The organism is Avibacterium sp. 21-595 (assembly GCF_023611905.1).
In the GTDB taxonomy this organism is placed as follows: domain Bacteria; phylum Pseudomonadota; class Gammaproteobacteria; order Enterobacterales; family Pasteurellaceae; genus Avibacterium.
The window spans coordinates 2,262,413-2,279,818 of the sequence record NZ_CP091455.1 but is presented as its reverse complement, the minus strand read 5'-3'; the positions used below and the strand labels follow the sequence as shown (position 1 = coordinate 2,279,818).

At 41.0% G+C, this 17,406-nt stretch carries 14 protein-coding genes; 13 read left to right on the top strand and 1 reads right to left on the bottom strand.

Going from position 1 to position 17,406, the window contains the following annotated elements:
• The first annotated feature begins 2 nt into the window (after positions 1-2).
• From serA to L4F92_RS10560, 7 genes are all read left to right on the top strand, one after another.
• Complete coding sequence (gene serA / locus L4F92_RS10590) at positions 3-1,235, top strand: phosphoglycerate dehydrogenase (RefSeq protein ID WP_250351472.1); 1,233 nt, start codon at positions 3-5, stop codon at positions 1,233-1,235.
• A 166-nt stretch (positions 1,236-1,401) separates the two neighbouring features.
• Entirely contained in the window at positions 1,402-2,433 is a 1,032-nt protein-coding gene (mltG, locus tag L4F92_RS10585) for an endolytic transglycosylase MltG (RefSeq protein ID WP_250364601.1), read from the top strand.
• 1 nt (position 2,434) lies between these two features.
• The gene (tmk, locus tag L4F92_RS10580) at positions 2,435-3,064 is read left to right on the top strand and encodes a dTMP kinase (protein ID WP_250363695.1); all 630 of its coding nucleotides are present in this window, start codon (positions 2,435-2,437) and stop codon (positions 3,062-3,064) included.
• A gap of 5 nt (positions 3,065-3,069) precedes the next feature.
• Positions 3,070-4,062 carry a DNA polymerase III subunit delta' gene (locus tag L4F92_RS10575; RefSeq protein ID WP_250363694.1) on the top strand — a complete coding sequence of 331 codons (993 nt, stop codon included), beginning with the start codon at positions 3,070-3,072 and terminating at the stop codon, positions 4,060-4,062.
• Between the two features lie 9 nt (positions 4,063-4,071).
• Positions 4,072-4,854: a TatD family hydrolase gene (locus L4F92_RS10570; RefSeq protein WP_250363693.1), complete on the top strand. Its 783-nt coding sequence runs from the start codon at positions 4,072-4,074 to the stop codon at positions 4,852-4,854.
• Positions 4,855-4,882: 28 nt separating this feature from the next.
• Entirely contained in the window at positions 4,883-5,410 is a 528-nt protein-coding gene (locus L4F92_RS10565) for a DUF1523 family protein (protein ID WP_250351476.1), read from the top strand.
• A gap of 65 nt (positions 5,411-5,475) precedes the next feature.
• Positions 5,476-6,762, top strand: a complete 1,287-nt coding sequence (locus L4F92_RS10560) for a hemolysin family protein (RefSeq protein WP_250363692.1) — start codon at positions 5,476-5,478, stop codon at positions 6,760-6,762.
• 51 nt (positions 6,763-6,813) lie between these two features.
• Here L4F92_RS10560 and rpmE read toward each other — a convergent pair whose 3' ends face one another.
• The gene (gene rpmE / locus L4F92_RS10555) at positions 6,814-7,026 is read right to left on the bottom strand and encodes a 50S ribosomal protein L31 (RefSeq protein WP_103854262.1); all 213 of its coding nucleotides are present in this window, start codon (positions 7,024-7,026) and stop codon (positions 6,814-6,816) included.
• Between the two features lie 200 nt (positions 7,027-7,226).
• Between rpmE and priA the strand changes: the two genes are divergently transcribed.
• From priA to pyrG, 6 genes are all read left to right on the top strand, one after another.
• Positions 7,227-9,413, top strand: a complete 2,187-nt coding sequence (priA, locus tag L4F92_RS10550; protein WP_250363691.1) for a primosomal protein N' — start codon at positions 7,227-7,229, stop codon at positions 9,411-9,413.
• A 218-nt stretch (positions 9,414-9,631) separates the two neighbouring features.
• Positions 9,632-10,435, top strand: coding sequence for a cell division protein FtsN (ftsN, locus tag L4F92_RS10545; RefSeq protein ID WP_250363690.1), 804 nt, complete (start codon positions 9,632-9,634; stop codon positions 10,433-10,435).
• Between the two features lie 171 nt (positions 10,436-10,606).
• Positions 10,607-11,173: a TetR/AcrR family transcriptional regulator gene (locus L4F92_RS10540; RefSeq protein ID WP_250363689.1), complete on the top strand. Its 567-nt coding sequence runs from the start codon at positions 10,607-10,609 to the stop codon at positions 11,171-11,173.
• A gap of 29 nt (positions 11,174-11,202) precedes the next feature.
• Positions 11,203-12,429: a multidrug efflux RND transporter periplasmic adaptor subunit AcrA gene (acrA, locus tag L4F92_RS10535; protein WP_250363688.1), complete on the top strand. Its 1,227-nt coding sequence runs from the start codon at positions 11,203-11,205 to the stop codon at positions 12,427-12,429.
• A gap of 14 nt (positions 12,430-12,443) precedes the next feature.
• Positions 12,444-15,542, top strand: a complete 3,099-nt coding sequence (gene acrB / locus L4F92_RS10530) for a multidrug efflux RND transporter permease subunit AcrB (RefSeq protein WP_250363687.1) — start codon at positions 12,444-12,446, stop codon at positions 15,540-15,542.
• Between the two features lie 232 nt (positions 15,543-15,774).
• The gene (gene pyrG / locus L4F92_RS10525; RefSeq protein ID WP_250351483.1) at positions 15,775-17,406 is read left to right on the top strand and encodes a glutamine hydrolyzing CTP synthase; all 1,632 of its coding nucleotides are present in this window, start codon (positions 15,775-15,777) and stop codon (positions 17,404-17,406) included.

The following is a 17,406-nucleotide window of genomic DNA, read 5'->3' as shown; positions in this document are numbered from 1 at the left end:
AAATGTCAGCAAAAGTCTCACTGGATAAGTCTAAAATTAAATTTGTACTGCTAGAAGGCGTGCATAAAAACGCCGTTGATGTGTTAAATGCCGCAGGCTATACCAATATTGAATATCATAAAAAAGCCCTTGAGCCAGAAGAATTAAAAAAAGTGATTAAAGATGCCCACTTTTTAGGTATTCGTTCACGCACGCACTTAACTGCTGAGGTATTGGAGTGCGCTAACAAATTAATCGCGGTGGGCTGTTTTTGTATTGGCACGAACCAAGTGGATCTTGAAGCGGCGAAAATGCGAGGGATTCCCGTGTTTAATGCACCATTCTCTAACACCCGTTCGGTAGCAGAGCTGGTACTAGGCGAAATTTTGCTCTTAATGCGTAATGTACCGCAAGCCAATGCCGAAGTGCATCGTGGTTTATGGAACAAATCTGCTGTAGGTTCACACGAAGTGCGGGGCAAAAAATTAGGCATTGTTGGCTATGGACACATTGGTTCTCAACTTAGTGTGATTGCCGAATCTCTCGGAATGAACGTGTTTTTCTATGATATTGAAACCAAACTACCATTGGGTAACGCACAGCAAGTTGGTTCTTTGGAAGAATTGCTTGCCAATAGCGATGTCGTTTCCCTACACGTTCCAGAAAATAATTCCACCAAAAATTTAATGAACGCTAAACGTATCGCACAATTAAAAGAAGGCAGTATTTTAATTAATGCCGCACGTGGAACGGTGGTGGATATTGATGCGTTGGCAGCCGCGATTAAAGCCGGCAAAGTGCGTGGGGCGGCATTGGATGTGTTTCCAAAAGAACCCGCTTCTATTAATGAAGAATTTGTTTCGCCATTACGTGGTTTGGATAATGTTATTCTTACCCCGCATATTGGTGGCTCAACGGCAGAAGCACAAGAAAATATTGGTACAGAAGTGGCAAGCAAATTTGTGAAATATTCCGATAACGGCTCAACGCTTTCAGCGGTAAACTTCCCAGAAGTGTCTTTACCAGAACACAGCAAAACCAAGCGTTTATTGCACATTCACGAAAATCGCCCAGGCGTGTTAAACCACATTAACCAACTTTTTGTGCAAGCAAATATTAACATCGCTGCACAATACCTACAAACCGATCCAAAAATTGGTTATGTTGTGATTGATGTAGAAACTGATGACTGTTCACAACTCTTACAACAACTGCGTGAAATTGATGGCACCATTCGAGCAAGGGTGTTGTATTAGCTTTGCTTGGCTTTGAATGTTAAGTCTTGTCTATAAAGGAAGTGCGGTAAAAAATCACAAAATTTTCACCGCACTTTATTTTTATCCTGTTCTTGTTTTTATAACATTCTGAAAATTTGCCTGTCTATGATACACTTGCCCGCAATTTTTTGATGATGGATTGATGATGAAAAAATTTTTCTTTTTTCTTTTATTTTTGTTGCTCTTGATTGGGAGCGCGGCACTTTGGGGGTATCAGCACCTCACACAATGGATAAATCACCCCGTAAATGTGCAAGCCAATCAATTATTAACCGTGGAGCGTGGCACGACAGGCGCAAAATTAGCGAAGCTGTTGGAGCAAGAAAAGCTGATTGATGATGCCACTTATTTACCTTGGTTATTAAAACTTCAACCACAATTAAATAAGATTAAAGCAGGAACATATCGCCTTGACGGTGTAAAAACGCTGGCGGATTTGTTGCAACGTTTGAACGAAGGTAAGGAAGTGCAGTTGAATGTCCGTTTTTTAGAAGGTGATACCTTTAAAACGTGGCGTAAAACCCTGACGAAAGCCCCTTATTTGCAACAAACTTTGGCAGATAAAACAGAAGAAGAAATTTATCAATTATTGGATTTGCCGGCGGATTTACCGCATAAAATTGAAGGTTGGTTATATCCAGATACCTATCACTATACGCCGAAATCTACCGATCTGGCGCTTTTAAAACGGGCGGCTGAACGGATGACGAAATTATTAGAAAAGATGTGGGCAGAGCGTGATGCCGATTTACCATTAAAAAATGCTTATGAGATGTTGATTTTGGCATCTATTGTAGAGCGTGAAACCGCTTTAAATGATGAGCGTGGCAAAGTGGCTTCTGTTTTCATTAATCGCTTGAATAAAAAGATGAAATTGCAAACTGATCCAACCGTGATTTATGGAATGGGTGAGCGGTATAATGGCAATATTCGGCGTAAAGATTTGGAAGAAGCCACCCCTTATAATACTTATGTGATTGAGGGTTTGCCCCCTACGCCAATTGCAATGCCAACGGAAAGTGCGTTGAAAGCCGTTGCTCACCCTGAAAAAACGGAATTTTTATATTTTGTCGCAGATGGTACGGGGGGACATAAATTTAGCAAAAACTTACAGCAACATAATCAGGCCGTACAGGAATATCTGCGTTGGTATCGCCAACAGAAAAGTGAGAAATAAGATGACTGGTAAATTTATTGTGATTGAAGGCTTAGAAGGGGCGGGCAAAACGACTGCCCGTGATGCCATTGTGGAAGTGCTAGCCCGTGAGGGGGTAAGTGATGTGGTGTTTACTCGTGAACCCGGTGGTACGCCTTTGGCGGAAAAATTGCGTCATTTGATTAAATACGAAACAGAAGAACCCGTAACGGATAAAGCAGAATTGTTAATGCTTTATGCCGCGCGCATTCAGTTGGTGGAAAATGTGATTAAGCCTGCCCTTGCCGAAGGTAAGTGGGTGGTGGGCGATCGCCACGATTTATCTTCCCAAGCTTATCAAGGGGGGGGGCGTCAAATTGATGCAAATCTGTTGCAAACCTTAAAGCAAACGGTGTTAGGCAATTTTTCCCCTGATCTCACCTTATATTTAGATCTTGATCCTGAAATTGGTTTAGCGCGAGCGAGAGGGCGTGGTGAGTTAGATCGTATTGAGCAGCAAGAAATTGCCTTTTTCCAACGTACCAGAGATCGTTACTTAGCCTTGGTTAAACAAGATCCCAATGCGGTGATGATTAATGCTGAACAAAGCATTGAACAAGTGCGTGCCGATATTCAAAGTGCGGTGCAAAATTTCATTAAAAATCATCAATAAAATTTATGTTACGTTATCCTTGGTTGCAACCCTATTACGACAAAATTATCCACGCCTTTGAACAAGGGTATGGGCATCACGCCTTGTTATTTAAAACGGAACAAGGCATTGGCAGTGATGCGTTGTTGCGTGGCGTGGCAGCGTGGTTAGTCTGTCAATCGCCAAAGGGTCATCAACCTTGCGGTGCGTGCCATCATTGCCAGCTTTTTAATGCAGGCAATCACCCTGATTTTTATCTGCTTGAACCGATTGAAAATAAGGATATTGGTATTGATCAAGTACGTGAAGTGAATGAAAAAGTGGCGCAGCGTTCACAACAGGGAGGCAATAAAATTGTGATGATTAAACAGGTGGATCGCCTGACAGAATCTGCCGTGAATGCGTTGCTGAAAACCTTGGAAGAACCGACGCAACAGACCTATTTCCTGCTTCAAGCCGATCTTTCGGCGAGCTTGTTGGCGACCATTTACAGCCGTAGTCAGCCTTGGTTAATCGCCAACCCGACACAAGCACAAGCCCTAGCTTGGCTGGCGGAGCAAAATGTGGGAAAAATGGAAGAAATTCGCACCGCACTTGATGTTTCGCACGGTCGTCCACTTTCTGCCTTGGCTATGTTGCAACAAGGATTATTACAAAAACGCACGTTATTGTTACGTCAATTTTGGCTGTTTTATACGCGCCGTTCGCCACTGGAATTATTACCGCACTTTGAAAAAGAGATTTTATTCCAACAACTCGATTGGTTGAGTGGATTTTTGCGTGATGCGTTAAAAATGAAATTGAATGTGCCAGCTCAATGGGTTCAGACGGATTTTTTGCAAGCTATTCAACGTTTTAACCAAAAACAGAGTACGCAAGGGCTACTTAAAGCCAGCAAAATTATGCAGCAAGTGCGGTCGGATTTATTACAAATTAACGGCGTGAATCAAGAAATTATTTTGCTTGATGGCTTAACACGCTTAATTACCGAGGTCTTTGAACCTCAACAAATGCATTAGGAAAGTAAAATGTTTATTGTAGATAGTCATTGTCATTTAGACGCATTAGATTATGAAAACTTACATCAAAATGTTGCTGATGTGGTGCAAAAAGCCAAACAACGTGGTGTGCAACATTTACTTGCGGTGGGCGTAACCTTAAAACGTTTTGAGCAAATGTATGAAACCTTAAAACCGTTTTCTGAAATTTCCTTAGCCTGTGGTGTTCACCCTTTAGATTTAGATGATGAACCTTTTGATGCAGCACGTTTACATCAGCTTGCGCAAGATGATAAGGTGATCGCTATTGGTGAAATGGGCTTGGATTATTATTACAGTGTGGAAAATAAAGCTCAGCAGCAAGCTGTGTTTGCTGAGCAAATTGGCGTAGCGAATGCGTTAAACAAGCCAATTATTGTGCATACCCGCTCGGCAAGAGAAGATACCATTGCCTTGTTGAAAGAACATCAGGCTGAAAAGTGCGGTGGTGTTTTGCATTGTTTTACCGAAAATTGGCAAATGGCAAAACAAGCCCTTGATCTGGGATTTTATATTTCCATTTCGGGCATTATTACCTTTAAAAATGCGGAAGAACTACGTGAAGTTGTACGTCAAGTGCCGTTAGATCGTTTATTGGTGGAAACCGATAGCCCTTACCTTGCGCCTGTGCCTTATCGTGGAAAACAAAATCAGCCTGCTTATACTCGTGAAGTGTGTGATTATGTTGCTACCTTGAAAGGGCTTTCAAGTGAGGAATTTGCCCAAATAACCACACAAAATTTTGAGCGTTTGTTCAAAATTCAGGTACAATAAAACATTACCTTAGCTGGAGGAAGAAACAATGCGACGCTTTTTTAAATATTTTTTCATTTTGATCATCTTTTTATTTCACGGTTTTTTATTTGCCCTTGTAAACTATGTTACCCCTCATTATGATGTAACCCGAGTAACAGGTGTAGAAGTAAAACGGGTGGATAAAGATGGTCCAATTACCAAATCGAATCCAGCAGATGGTCCGACCCGTGATGTGTATTATATTTATACGCAAAAACCGAATGAAGATAAGGTGATGGTGTATCGCAATGAAGATACACGCTGGAGTTTTCCTTTCTATTTCAAATTTGGCTCTGCCGATTTACAAGCCAAAGCACAAAGCTTTGCTGTGGAGCATAAATTGGTGCAAGTGAAATATTATGGCTGGCGTTTAGTGCTATTTGATGAATTCCGTAATGCCACCTCAATCAAAGAAGTTACCTTAGATGAAGGGGCGTCTTACCCAATTCTGTCTTATGTATTTTATTTCTTCTTGTTGATTACACTGTTCTTCTCAATCCAATTTGTGCGTGGTTGGTTTGATAGCGAAAAATAAGCGTCAAAATCAGGTGAAAGTGGTGTATCTTGCGATGCACCATTTTTCTTATAAGGATAATAAAAATGGGATTATTTGAAGCAATATTAAGTTTAACCGCCTTAATTGGCGTAAGTGCGGTGATTTCTTCTGCAGAAATTTCATTAGCGGGAGCAAGAAAATTAAAACTACAAAGCCTTGAAAATGAAGGCGATGAACGGGCAAGATTAGTGTTACAACTGCAAGCCCACCCGGGGAGATTTATTACTGTGGTGCAAATTGGCTTGAATATGGTGGCGATTTTAGGTGGGGTAATTGGTGAAAGTGCCATTAGCCCAGTGCTTGAAAAATGGCTTGCCCAATATAGTCAGGCAGAATGGTTGCAAAGTGCCGCCTCTTGGCTGTCTTTTGCGATTGTTACCATTGCTTTTATTTTGTTGGCGGATCTTATTCCGAAGCGTCTTGCAATGACTAATCCAGAAACTGTGGCATTACGTACCGTACGCATTATGCTGTTTTGTATCTTCTTATTTAAGCCTATTGTATGGTTGTTTGATGCCATTGCTAATGCTGTGTTTCGCTTATTCCGTATTTCCACCGTGCGAGAAGACAACCTTACCCCTGAAGATATTGTGGCGTTGGTGGACGCTGGTGCAGAAGCGGGTGTGCTAAAAGCGCAAGAACATTATTTGATCGAAAATATTTTTGATATGCAAGAGCGTACGGTAACCTCCACAATGACCACGCGTGAAAATATTGTTTTTTTAGACCGCACTTTTGATCGTGAAAAGGTGGTGGCAACGATTAAATCTAATCCGCATTCTAAATTGCTCATTTGCGATAATGGATTGGATAAAATTTTAGGTTATATTGAATCACATAGCTTACTCACACTGTATTTACAAGAACAACAGGTTTCCCTTACGGATCAGCGTGTTTTGCGTAAACCACTATTTATTCCTGATACCTTATCCTTGTTTGAAGTGCTGGAATTGTTTAAATCTGCTGGTGAAGATTTTGCCGTGATTGTGAATGAATACGCGTTGGTGGTAGGAATTGTAACGCTCAATGATGTAATGAGTATTGTAATGGGCGAATTAGTTTCGAGTGAAGAAGAGCAAATTGTTCGCCGTGATGAAAGCTCGTGGCTGATTGACGGTGCAACACCTTTAGAAGATGTGATGCGCGCCTTAGAAATAGAAAATTTCCCCGATGCAGAAAATTATGAAACTATCGGTGGATTTATGATGTATATGTTACGTAAAATCCCGAAAAAAACTGACTTTGTTCTCTATGATAACTATAAATTTGAAATTATTGATACAGAGAATTTTAAAATTGATCAGTTAATGGTTTCCCTTAGAAAAGATTAATTTTAGAGAATAAAAAACCCTACATCAGTAGGGTTTTTCATACACTTAATCTTATTTCGTGCTTGGAATGCTGAAACGTTTGTTGAAGCGTTCAACACGACCACCAGTATCAACAACGCGTTGTTTACCTGTGTAGAATGGGTGGCAGTTGCTGCACACGTCCAAGTTCAAATCTTTACCTAAAGTTGAACGAGTTTTGATCACATTACCGCAAGAACAAGTTGCCGTAATTTCTTTATATTCTGGGTGAATACCTTGTTTCATAGAAAACCTCAATTTGAAGCCACTCCGCTCTCTAAAACTGAATTTAGCACCGAGTGTGGTTAATATTACACTTATAGCACATCGCCATAAGCAAGATCTTTCATTTAAGCCCGCAGATTATACCGAAAAAAAAGGAATATTCAAGGGGCGAGATTATTCCGCTATAATAAGCACAATTTTTGTTTGTTAAGGCTCGCATAATGAAACTTGTCCGTGTGGCGCTAGCCGTGCCATTATTCCAATTTTTTGATTATCTTCTGCCAGAGGGCTTCTCTCCTGCGATAGGGGGGCGTGTGATTGTCCCATTTGGAAGGCAGAAACGCGTGGGGATTGTGGTAGATTTGCCGAGCCAAAGTGAGGTCGCTCCTCAACAGCTTAAAGCAATCTTGACCGTACTTGATGAGCAAACTCTGTTTAATGAACCTGTGTGGCAATTGATCCACTGGGCGGCAAATTATTATCAAGCGCCATTGGGTGAAGCCTTATTCCAAGCGCTGCCGGTGAAATTGCGGCAAGGGGAAAGTGCGGTGGAAAATTCGCCCGTTTTTTTCCGCATTACCGAACAGGGTGAGCAAGCCTTACGTGTGCATTCACTTAAACGAGCGAAGAAACAGCAAGAAGCCTTGCAGTTATTAGCTCAACAGCCACTAGAAAAAGGGAAAACGCCCTTTTCTACTACAATTTGGCAGCATTTAAAAGAAAAAGGTTATATAGAGGAATACGAACAACAGAACGTGAGCCATCCTTGGTATGATCTTGATCAGCCCATTGTTAATGAAGAGAATAAGCATCGTTTAAACAAAGAACAAGCCTTAGCATTAGGGCAAATTGTATTTCATCAAGGCTTTGCAGTTTGGTTGATTGATGGCGTAACAGGTTCGGGCAAAACAGAAATTTATTTACAAAGCATTGAAGAAACCTTGAAAAAAGGGCGACAAGTGCTAGTCCTTGTGCCTGAAATTGGGCTAACGCCACAAACGGTACAACGTTTTAAAGCACGTTTTAATGTCGCAATTGATGTATTACATTCAAATTTGAATGATAACCAACGCTTACAGGCGTGGCAGCGCGCAAAATCAGGACAAAGTGCGATAATCATTGGCACAAGATCGGCATTATTCACGCAATTTGCGGATCTTGGTTTGATTGTGATAGATGAAGAACACGACAGCTCTTTTAAACAGCAAGATGGTTGGCGTTATCACGCACGGGATTTGGCGGTGGTGTATGCAAAACAATTAGAGATTCCTATTTTATTGGGGTCAGCAACGCCAAGTTTAGAAAGCCTGAATAACGTGAAATTAGGCAAATACCAGCACATTATTTTGCAAAAAAGAGCAGGAAATAGCACCGCACTTCAACAATTCGTGATTGATTTAAAACATCAGCGTATACAAAATGGATTGTCAGATGCCCTTGCTAATAAAATGCAGGAACATTTACAACAAGGCAACCAAGTCTTGCTGTTTTTAAACCGTCGTGGCTTTGCCCCTGTGTTATTTTGCCACGAATGTGGTTGGATTGCAGAATGCCAGCATTGTGAAAAACCTTATACTTATCATCAACATCAGCGTGTATTACGTTGCCATCATTGCTGCTCGCAAAAGCCCATTCCTATGCAATGTGGGCATTGTGGCTCAACCCACTTAATGACCACTGGGCTTGGCACCGAACAGCTTGAAGAAACCTTAACACAACGCTTCCCCGATTATGTGGTAACGCGTATTGATCGTGATAGCACCGCGCGCAAAGGTAAGTTAGAACAGCATTTGCAAGATATTCAACAAGGCAAAAGCCAGATTTTAATTGGTACACAAATGCTTGCTAAAGGACATCATTTTCCTAATGTCACCTTAGTTGGATTGCTGAATGTGGATAATGCGTTATTTTCTGTAGATTTTCGTGCTGAAGAGCGACTTGCTCAGCTTTATATTCAAGTCGCAGGACGAGCTGGACGTGGCGACAAACGTGGGGAAGTGGTATTGCAAACCCATTATCCAGATCACCCTTTATTACGCACCTTATTAAAAGAGGGGTATGGCGAATTTGCCCAACACGCCTTGCAATTACGCCAGCAAATGGGATTACCGCCTTATCATTCACAAGCCTTATTTCGTGCGCAAAGCCGTCATAGTGAAGAAGCTGAACAGTTTTTACAGCAAATTGCGCAACAATTACAACAGCAAAATGTGGCAGGTTTACAAATTTATGGTCCTTTACCTGCGCCATTTAGCAAAAAAGCGGGGGCTTACCGTTGGCAGTTATTATTACAACATTCGTCAAAAGCAAAATTACAGCAAGTATTAAGCCAGTTTAAACAGGATATTCCGCAAAAAGCCCATCAAGTCCGTTGGGTGTTAGATGTGGATCCGTTAGATTTAAGTTAAAACTCGCTAGCCATTGCCCCTATTTTTCAGTAGAATTGGAACAATTTTGTCGGATGAAATGAGGGGAAATTTATTTTCTCATCTGTTTTATTGAATAATGATCTTGATTTTTATTCATTATACAATTTAATCGCAATCTTCCATCGCGAATAATACGCGATTTCCGAAAGCAAATTTAGCGTAAATTTCCACCGCACTTTTAAATATAGGGTTTTATTGTGGCTCAACGTGATTATGCTCGCCGTACAGGCAAACCAAAGAAAAAAGCAAAAAAGGTTAATAAACCACTGATTTTAGGGATTGCCGCATTAGTGATCGGCATTTTTGTAGCGGGATTATTCTTGTTAAAAGAAAAATCTAATGACATTGCCCCTGTGCTGATAATGCCAGAGAAAAACACACCAAAAAGTGTGTTGCCTACACCGCCTGAAGAAGTGTGGAGCTATATTAAAGCCTTGGAAACCCGCACTGTGCCAGTGGACGATAATCCAAAATCGTTGGAAAAAAATATGCGTTTAACGGAAGAGCAGAAAAAAGTGCTAATCGAAATGGAAAAAGAGCAAAAAGCCGCTGAGGCAGCACGTTTAAAACAAGCAGAAGAACGTAAAAAAGCAGAAGAACTTGCTGCAAAAGAAGCGGCAAGAAAGCCTGCGCCTGTAAAAGTAGAAGTTAGTGAAAGCAAGCCTACAGTGGTAGAAACAACCTCTGCTGTGAAAGCGAAAGAAGACAGCAAAAAAGTGGAAACACCAAAAAAAGCGGAAACACCGAAGAAAGTGGAAACCGCCGTAGCGAAAAACACTGATGGAGAGAGAAAATATGGCTTGCAATGTGGCGCATTTAAAAATCGTCAGCAAGCAGAAAATATTCAAGCGAAATTGGTTTTAGCAGGATTTAATGCACGCGTAAATAGCAGTGCGGATTGGAATCGTGTCGTGATTGGACCTGTGGGAGATCGCACAACCACGCAAAAGACACTTGAAAAGGCGAAGTCAATCACCACTTGTGTGTTAATTGGAATGTAAAATCGAACGAAACCACATCAGCCACCTTTTTAAAGGTGGCTTTTTTTTCGCTTGTATTTTGATTTATTTATTGCGAAAAAATAAAAAATCATTAAAATGAACGAACGTTCATTCAGTCCATTCTTTTACTGTGTGTAACTTCCTTTTATTAATTTTTTTAAGGTTATTTTAATGCGTCAATCTGAAAATGAGATGACCGAGCAAATCTTTTTAGCGACAGAAAGGCTTATGGCAGAAGGTGGATTGCATAATCTGTCGATGCACAAAATCGCCAAAGCAGCCAATATTTCTGCGGGAACAATTTATATCTACTTTAAAAGTAAAGAAGAATTGTTAAAAGCCTTTGCTCGTAGAGTGTTTACTCTTTTTTCTAAGGAATTAGAAAAAAATTACGATGAAAACCAACCGCACTTTGAACAATATCGTCAAATGTGGTGGAACATTTGGCATTATTTACAGGACAATCCAATGATTGTGGTGAATATGAGCCAATATCAATCCTTACCTGATTTCTATCAAATTTGTATGGAACAGGAAAAACAAACCCTATGGTATGCGTTTTGCCAAAAAGCAAATCAAGCCGGAGTATTATGTGATTTACCGCCGAAAATATTATTTTCATTAGGTTTAGAAAGTGCGATTAACTTAGCATACGATCACGCTTTTATAAAAACTGAAGTTGAAAATGATATTTTAGAGGAAGTTATTATAAGAACTTGGCGCTCAATGCAAAAATAGTTTAGTTATAGTTATTATGGAGTTTTTTTATGAGTCTTAATACTCAACCCGTTCAGCCTAAAACACAAAAGCGTTCGCACGTTTTTTGGGTGAAGTTGATCCTTATCGTGGTGGCATTCATTTTTATTGGAATGATCGCTGCCAATATTTTTAAAGGAATGGCGATTGGCAAATATTTATCGTCAATGCCTGAACCTGCTAATCCTGTAACGGCAATGCGTGTTGAGGCAAAAGAATGGACACCTGTTATTGAAACCACCGGTTTGGTTCGTCCAAACCAAGGGGCAATGCTAAGTGCGCAAACCGCAGGTACAGTGGCGAAGGTGTTAGTGCAATCAGGGCAAGCGGTGAAAAAAGGTGATGTGTTAGTGCAATTAGATAGCTCGGTAGAACAGGCAAATTTATCGGCTTCGCAAGCACAGCTTTCTTCGGTGAAACAAACTTATCAACGTTATCTTAATCTTTATAAAACCAAAAGTGTTTCGCAACAGGAATTGGATAATGCCAAAGCCAGTTATGATGCCTTAGTGGCGAATATTGCCGCGTTAAAAGCAACCATCGAACGCCGTCAAATTGTCGCACCTTTTGATGGTGTGGCAGGGATTGTGAAAGTGAATGTCGGGCAATATGTCACAATGGGCAGTGAAATTGTTCGTGTTGAAGATCGTAGCCAAATGAAAGTGGATTTTGCAGTTGCACAAAATTCCCTTGAAAAATTACATTTAGATCAAAAGGTAACGGCAACAGCCGACGCACTTTTGGGCGAAACCTTTGGGGCGAAAATCACCGCCATTGAACCTGCAATTAATGGTTCTACGGGGTTAATTGATGTGCAAGCGACGTTTGATCAGCCACAGGGACAAAAATTATTATCAGGAATGTTCACGCGTTTACGCATTGCCTTACCAACGGAGCGCAACCAAGTTGTCGTGCCACAAGTGGCAGTGAGCTACAATATGTACGGCGAAATTGCCTACGTTTTAACCGCACTTTCTGATGAAGATAAACAGACGTTATTAGATAACGATAAATTCCCACACAAAGATGACATTGATAAGGTATATCGTGCGAAACAAATCACGGTGTTTACCAAAGATCGTCAAGGCATTTATGCGCAATTAAAAGGCGATGATGTGAAAGTGGGTGATTTAATCATCACGGGCGGTCAGCAACGTATTGGTAATGGCAGCTTAGTTTTTGTGACGGATAAAGCGGGTGTTGGTACAGCTGAACCTGTGAAGAAAACCAATCTTTAATTAGGAAATAGCGAATGAAATTTACAGATATATTTATTCGTCGCCCCATTTTAGCGGTTTCGATTAGCTTGCTGATTGTGATTTTAGGTTTGCAAGCCATTTCAAAATTGACGGTGCGTGAATATCCTAAAATGACAACCACGGTAATCAGCGTTACCACGGTTTATCCGGGGGCGGATGCCAATCTGATCCAAGCCTTTATTACCTCAAAACTAGAGGAAGCGATTGCACAGGCTGATAATATTGATTATATGTCTTCAGAAAGTCGTCCAAATACCTCTTCTATTACGGTAAAAATGAAACTCAACACCGATCCCAACGCGGCGCTAGCTGATGTGTTGGCGAAGGTGAATTCCGTGCGTTCTGCATTGCCGACTGGGATTGATGATCCTACGATTACTTCTTCAACAGGGGGATCGGGGATTATGTACATCAGTTTCCGTTCCAACAAATTAGATGCCAGCCAAGTTACCGACTATATTGAGCGTGTGGTGAAACCACAATTTTTTACCGTGGAAGGGGTGGCAAAAGTCACCATTTTCGGTGCATCACAATATGCAATGCGTATTTGGTTAGATCCACAAAAAATGGCAGCGCAAAACCTTTCCGCGCCAGAAGTGATGGCGGCTTTATCTGCTAATAATGTTCAAACGGCGGCAGGTAATGATAATGGCTATTTTACGGTGTATAAAAATAAAGTGGAAACCACCACCAAGACCGTAGAGCAGTTGCAAAATCTGATCGTGTATTCAAAAGGTGATAATCTCGTGCGTTTGCGTGATATTGCTGATGTTGAATTAAATAAAGAAAGCGATGATAGCCGAGCGGTAGCGAATGGCTCAGATTCTGTGGTATTAGCCATTGATCCCGCCTCAACGGCAAACCCATTAACCGTGGCGGAAAATATTCGTCCGCTTTATGAAAGCATTAAACGCAATTTGCCTGACAGTATTGAAACTGACATTCTTTATGACCGCACAATTGCAATTAACAGCTCCATTGATGAAGTGGTGAAAACCATTTTAGAGGCAACCATTATCGTATTGGTGGTGATTACCTTATTTATTGGTTCATTCCGAGCGATTTTAATTCCTGTCATTACTATTCCAATTTCTTTAATTGGGGTGATTATGATGTTGCAAGCGTTTGATTTCTCAATTAATTTAATGACGTTGTTAGCATTAATTCTGGCAATTGGGCTTGTGGTGGACGATGCGATTGTGGTGCTAGAAAACGTGGATCGCCATATTAAACTCGGTGAAACGCCATTCCGCGCAGCAATTATCGGGACAAGAGAAATTGCAACGCCTGTTATTTCAATGACCATTGCATTGATCGCGGTGTATTCCCCAATGGCATTAATGAATGGGATTACTGGCTCACTGTTTAAAGAATTTGCCCTTACTTTAGCGGGGGCGGTGTTTATTTCAGGGATTGTGGCGTTAACGCTTTCTCCAATGATGAGTAGTAAATTGCTTAAGCCACATACTGCACCGTCAAAACTTGAGCAACGCATTGAAAATACCTTAGGAAAATTGACCCGCACTTATGAATATTTGCTTGGCATTGTAATGAATAGCCGTAAATTTGTGCTGGCATTTGCTGTTGTTATTTTTGCCACTTTACCGATGTTGTTCAATGCACTATCAAGTGAATTAACCCCAGCGGAAGACAAAGGGGCATTTCTTGCGTTAGGAACAGCACCTGCGAATGTGAATGTGGATTATGTACAAGGGGCAATGAAAGGCTATGAAGATATTTTGAAAAATACCGAAGAAGTCGATTTTTCAATGGTCATTTCTGGTGCGCCAGCATCTAATCAATCATTAAACGTAGTCACGTTAAAGGATTGGAAAGATCGTAGCCGTAAACAAAGTGAAGTGCTTGCTGAATTAAATCAAAAAGCCCAAGCTATTCCTGAAATTTCGGTGAGTGGTTTCGCTTTCCCAGAAATTGAAACCGGTGAACAAGGCCCACCAGTGAGCTTTGTGATTAGCACGGCGAAAGATTATAAAGAATTGGCAGACGTTGCCAGCGCTTTCTTAGATAAAATGAAAAACTCTGGGCAGTTTGTGTACACTTCTTTAGCGTTGAAATTTGATACCGCGCAGATGAAAATCACCATTGATAAAGAAAAAGCGGGAACCTATGGGGTATCTATGCAGCAAATTAGTAATACACTAGGTAGCTATCTTTCTGCTGCAACCATCACCCGTGTAGATATTGATGGGCGTGCGTATAAAGTGATTTCACAAGTTAAGCGTAAAGATCGCCTTGCGCCAGAAAGTATGGATAATTACTTCGTAAAAGCAAGCAATGGCGAATCTGTACCGTTAAGTAGTTTCTTAACGATCACACTTGAATCACAACCAAGTTCATTGCCTCGTTTTAGCCAGTTAAATTCTGCGATTATTGGTGCGGTGCCTTCACCAACCACCAGTATTGGTGATGCGGTGAAGTGGTTACAAGACACAGCAAATCAGGATTTACCACAGGGCTATAATTATGACTTCAAAGGTGAAGCACGTCAGCTTGTACAAGAAGGCAATTCATTAGGCGTTACTTTTGCCTTAGCGGTGATTATTATCTTCCTTGTGTTAGCAATTCAATTTGAATCCATCCGTGATCCATTAGTGATTATGATTTCTGTACCACTTGCTGTGAGTGGCGCGTTATTTGCCTTAAATTTATTTGGTTTCTTCGGCATTGCTGGAACAACCTTAAATATTTACTCACAAGTGGGCTTGATTACGCTTGTAGGCTTAATTACGAAACACGGTATCTTAATGTGTGAAGTGGCAAAAGAAGAGCAGCTTTATCACCATAAAAACCGTCGAGAAGCTATTATGGCAGCCGCGACCGTGCGTTTACGCCCAATTCTGATGACAACCGCTGCAATGATTGCAGGGTTAATTCCATTGCTATATGCGACAGGCGCAGGTGCAGTGTCTCGCTTTAGTATTGGTATTGTGATCGTAGCAGGATTGGCAATTGGTACGCTCTTTACCTTGTTCATCTTGCCTGTCATTTATACTTATATCGCAAGTGAGCATAAACCATTGCCAGAGTTTGATGAAAGCATCAAACCTATTGAAGCCAATGGTCAGCATTAATTTATCATCAAAAAATCAAAAGCTACCTTTGGGTAGCTTTTTTATTGACGAAAAAAGAAAGTGCGGGGAGATTCTGCGGAATTTTATAAAAAAATGAGAAAAAAGCACCGCACTTTAAAAATTAAAAAATCTTTCCTAGCGATTGAGTTAGATTGCCCTTTGCTGTAAACTAACATCCCGTCTTATTACAATGATTATCAATTTTTTCATCTCAACAAATTAGGTTCTATTTATGGCTACCAACTATATTTTTGTAACGGGCGGCGTGGTTTCTTCCCTTGGTAAAGGGATTGCAGCGGCATCATTGGCCGCAATTTTAGAAGCTCGTGGTTTGAATGTAACCATTATGAAACTGGATCCTTATATTAATGTGGATCCCGGCACAATGAGTCCAACCCAACACGGTGAAGTGTTTGTGACCCAAGACGGCGCAGAAACGGATCTCGATCTCGGGCATTATGAGCGTTTTATTCGCACTAAAATGACCAAACGCAATAATTTCACTACGGGTAAAATTTATTCTGAAGTCTTACGCAAAGAGCGTCGAGGCGACTATCTTGGGGCGACCATTCAAGTTATCCCACATATCACCAACGAAATTAAAGCTCGCGTGATCGATGGCGCAGCGGGGCACGATGTGGCTATCGTGGAAGTGGGCGGAACAGTGGGGGATATTGAATCATTACCGTTCTTAGAGGCATTACGTCAGCTTGCTGTGCAAGTGGGGCGTGAACGTACGATTTTTATGCATCTAACCCTTGTGCCTTATATTCCAACAGCGGGCGAAGTGAAAACCAAGCCAACGCAACATTCAGTTAAAGAATTGCTCTCAATTGGAATTCAGCCTGATGTGTTAATTTGCCGTTCTGATCGTATGATCCCACCAAATGAACGTGCCAAAATTGCCTTGTTCTGTAATGTGCCAGAACGTGCAGTGATTTCGTTAAAAGATGTGAATTCTATTTATCAGATTCCAGCTTTATTGAAATCACAAGGCTTAGATGAGTTTATTTGTCAGCGTTTCCAGCTAGATTGCCCTGAAGCGGATTTAAGCGAATGGGAGCAAGTGCTTTATCAACAAGCTAACCCAACAGGTGAAGTAACCATTGGTATGGTAGGGAAATATATTGAGTTACCTGATGCTTATAAATCCGTGAATGAAGCATTAAAACACGGGGGATTAAAAAACCGTCTAAATGTGAATATTAAGTATATTGATTCAGAAGATGTTGAAAGCAAAGGTACAGAGGTGCTAAAAGGCTTAGATGGTATTTTAGTGCCGGGTGGCTTTGGCTATCGTGGGGTGGAAGGCAAAATTCGCACCGCACAATATGCCCGAGAAAACAACATTCCGTACTTAGGCATTTGTTTAGGAATGCAAGTGGCATTAATTGAATATGCGCGTCATAAAGCAGGATTGACCGAGGCAAATTCCACTGAGTTTGATAAAAATTGTAAACAGCCTGTGGTGGGCTTAATTACAGAATGGCAAGATGCAGAAGGAAATATCGAAACCCGTAGTGATAAGTCTGATCTTGGTGGCACAATGCGTTTAGGCGCACAGCAATGTCATCTTGCCGAAGGCAGCCGAGCGCGTGAGCTATATGGTGCAGAAACCATTGAAGAGCGTCATCGTCATCGTTACGAGGTAAACAATACCCTATTACCACAAATTGAAAAAGCCGGTTTAAAAGTAACAGGGTTATCTGCGGATAAAAAATTAGTGGAAATTATTGAAGTACCAAATCACCCTTGGTTTGTTGCTTGTCAGTTCCACCCTGAATTTACCTCAACTCCACGTGATGGTCATCCATTATTTGAGGGCTTTGTCAAGGCAGCAAAAGAACATCAGAAAAATAGTTAA

Coding starts and splice junctions, on each gene's coding strand:
- rpmE (WP_103854262.1), bottom strand. CDS start 7,026: ATGAAACAAGGTATTCACCCAGAATATAAAGAAATTACGGCAACTTGT.
- L4F92_RS10575 (WP_250363694.1), top strand. CDS start 3,070: ATGTTACGTTATCCTTGGTTGCAACCCTATTACGACAAAATTATCCAC.
- mltG (WP_250364601.1), top strand. CDS start 1,402: ATGAAAAAATTTTTCTTTTTTCTTTTATTTTTGTTGCTCTTGATTGGG.
- L4F92_RS10560 (WP_250363692.1), top strand. CDS start 5,476: ATGGGATTATTTGAAGCAATATTAAGTTTAACCGCCTTAATTGGCGTA.
- L4F92_RS10565 (WP_250351476.1), top strand. CDS start 4,883: ATGCGACGCTTTTTTAAATATTTTTTCATTTTGATCATCTTTTTATTT.
- L4F92_RS10570 (WP_250363693.1), top strand. CDS start 4,072: ATGTTTATTGTAGATAGTCATTGTCATTTAGACGCATTAGATTATGAA.
- pyrG (WP_250351483.1), top strand. CDS start 15,775: ATGGCTACCAACTATATTTTTGTAACGGGCGGCGTGGTTTCTTCCCTT.
- acrA (WP_250363688.1), top strand. CDS start 11,203: ATGAGTCTTAATACTCAACCCGTTCAGCCTAAAACACAAAAGCGTTCG.
- priA (WP_250363691.1), top strand. CDS start 7,227: ATGAAACTTGTCCGTGTGGCGCTAGCCGTGCCATTATTCCAATTTTTT.
- serA (WP_250351472.1), top strand. CDS start 3: ATGTCAGCAAAAGTCTCACTGGATAAGTCTAAAATTAAATTTGTACTG.
- tmk (WP_250363695.1), top strand. CDS start 2,435: ATGACTGGTAAATTTATTGTGATTGAAGGCTTAGAAGGGGCGGGCAAA.
- L4F92_RS10540 (WP_250363689.1), top strand. CDS start 10,607: ATGCGTCAATCTGAAAATGAGATGACCGAGCAAATCTTTTTAGCGACA.
- acrB (WP_250363687.1), top strand. CDS start 12,444: ATGAAATTTACAGATATATTTATTCGTCGCCCCATTTTAGCGGTTTCG.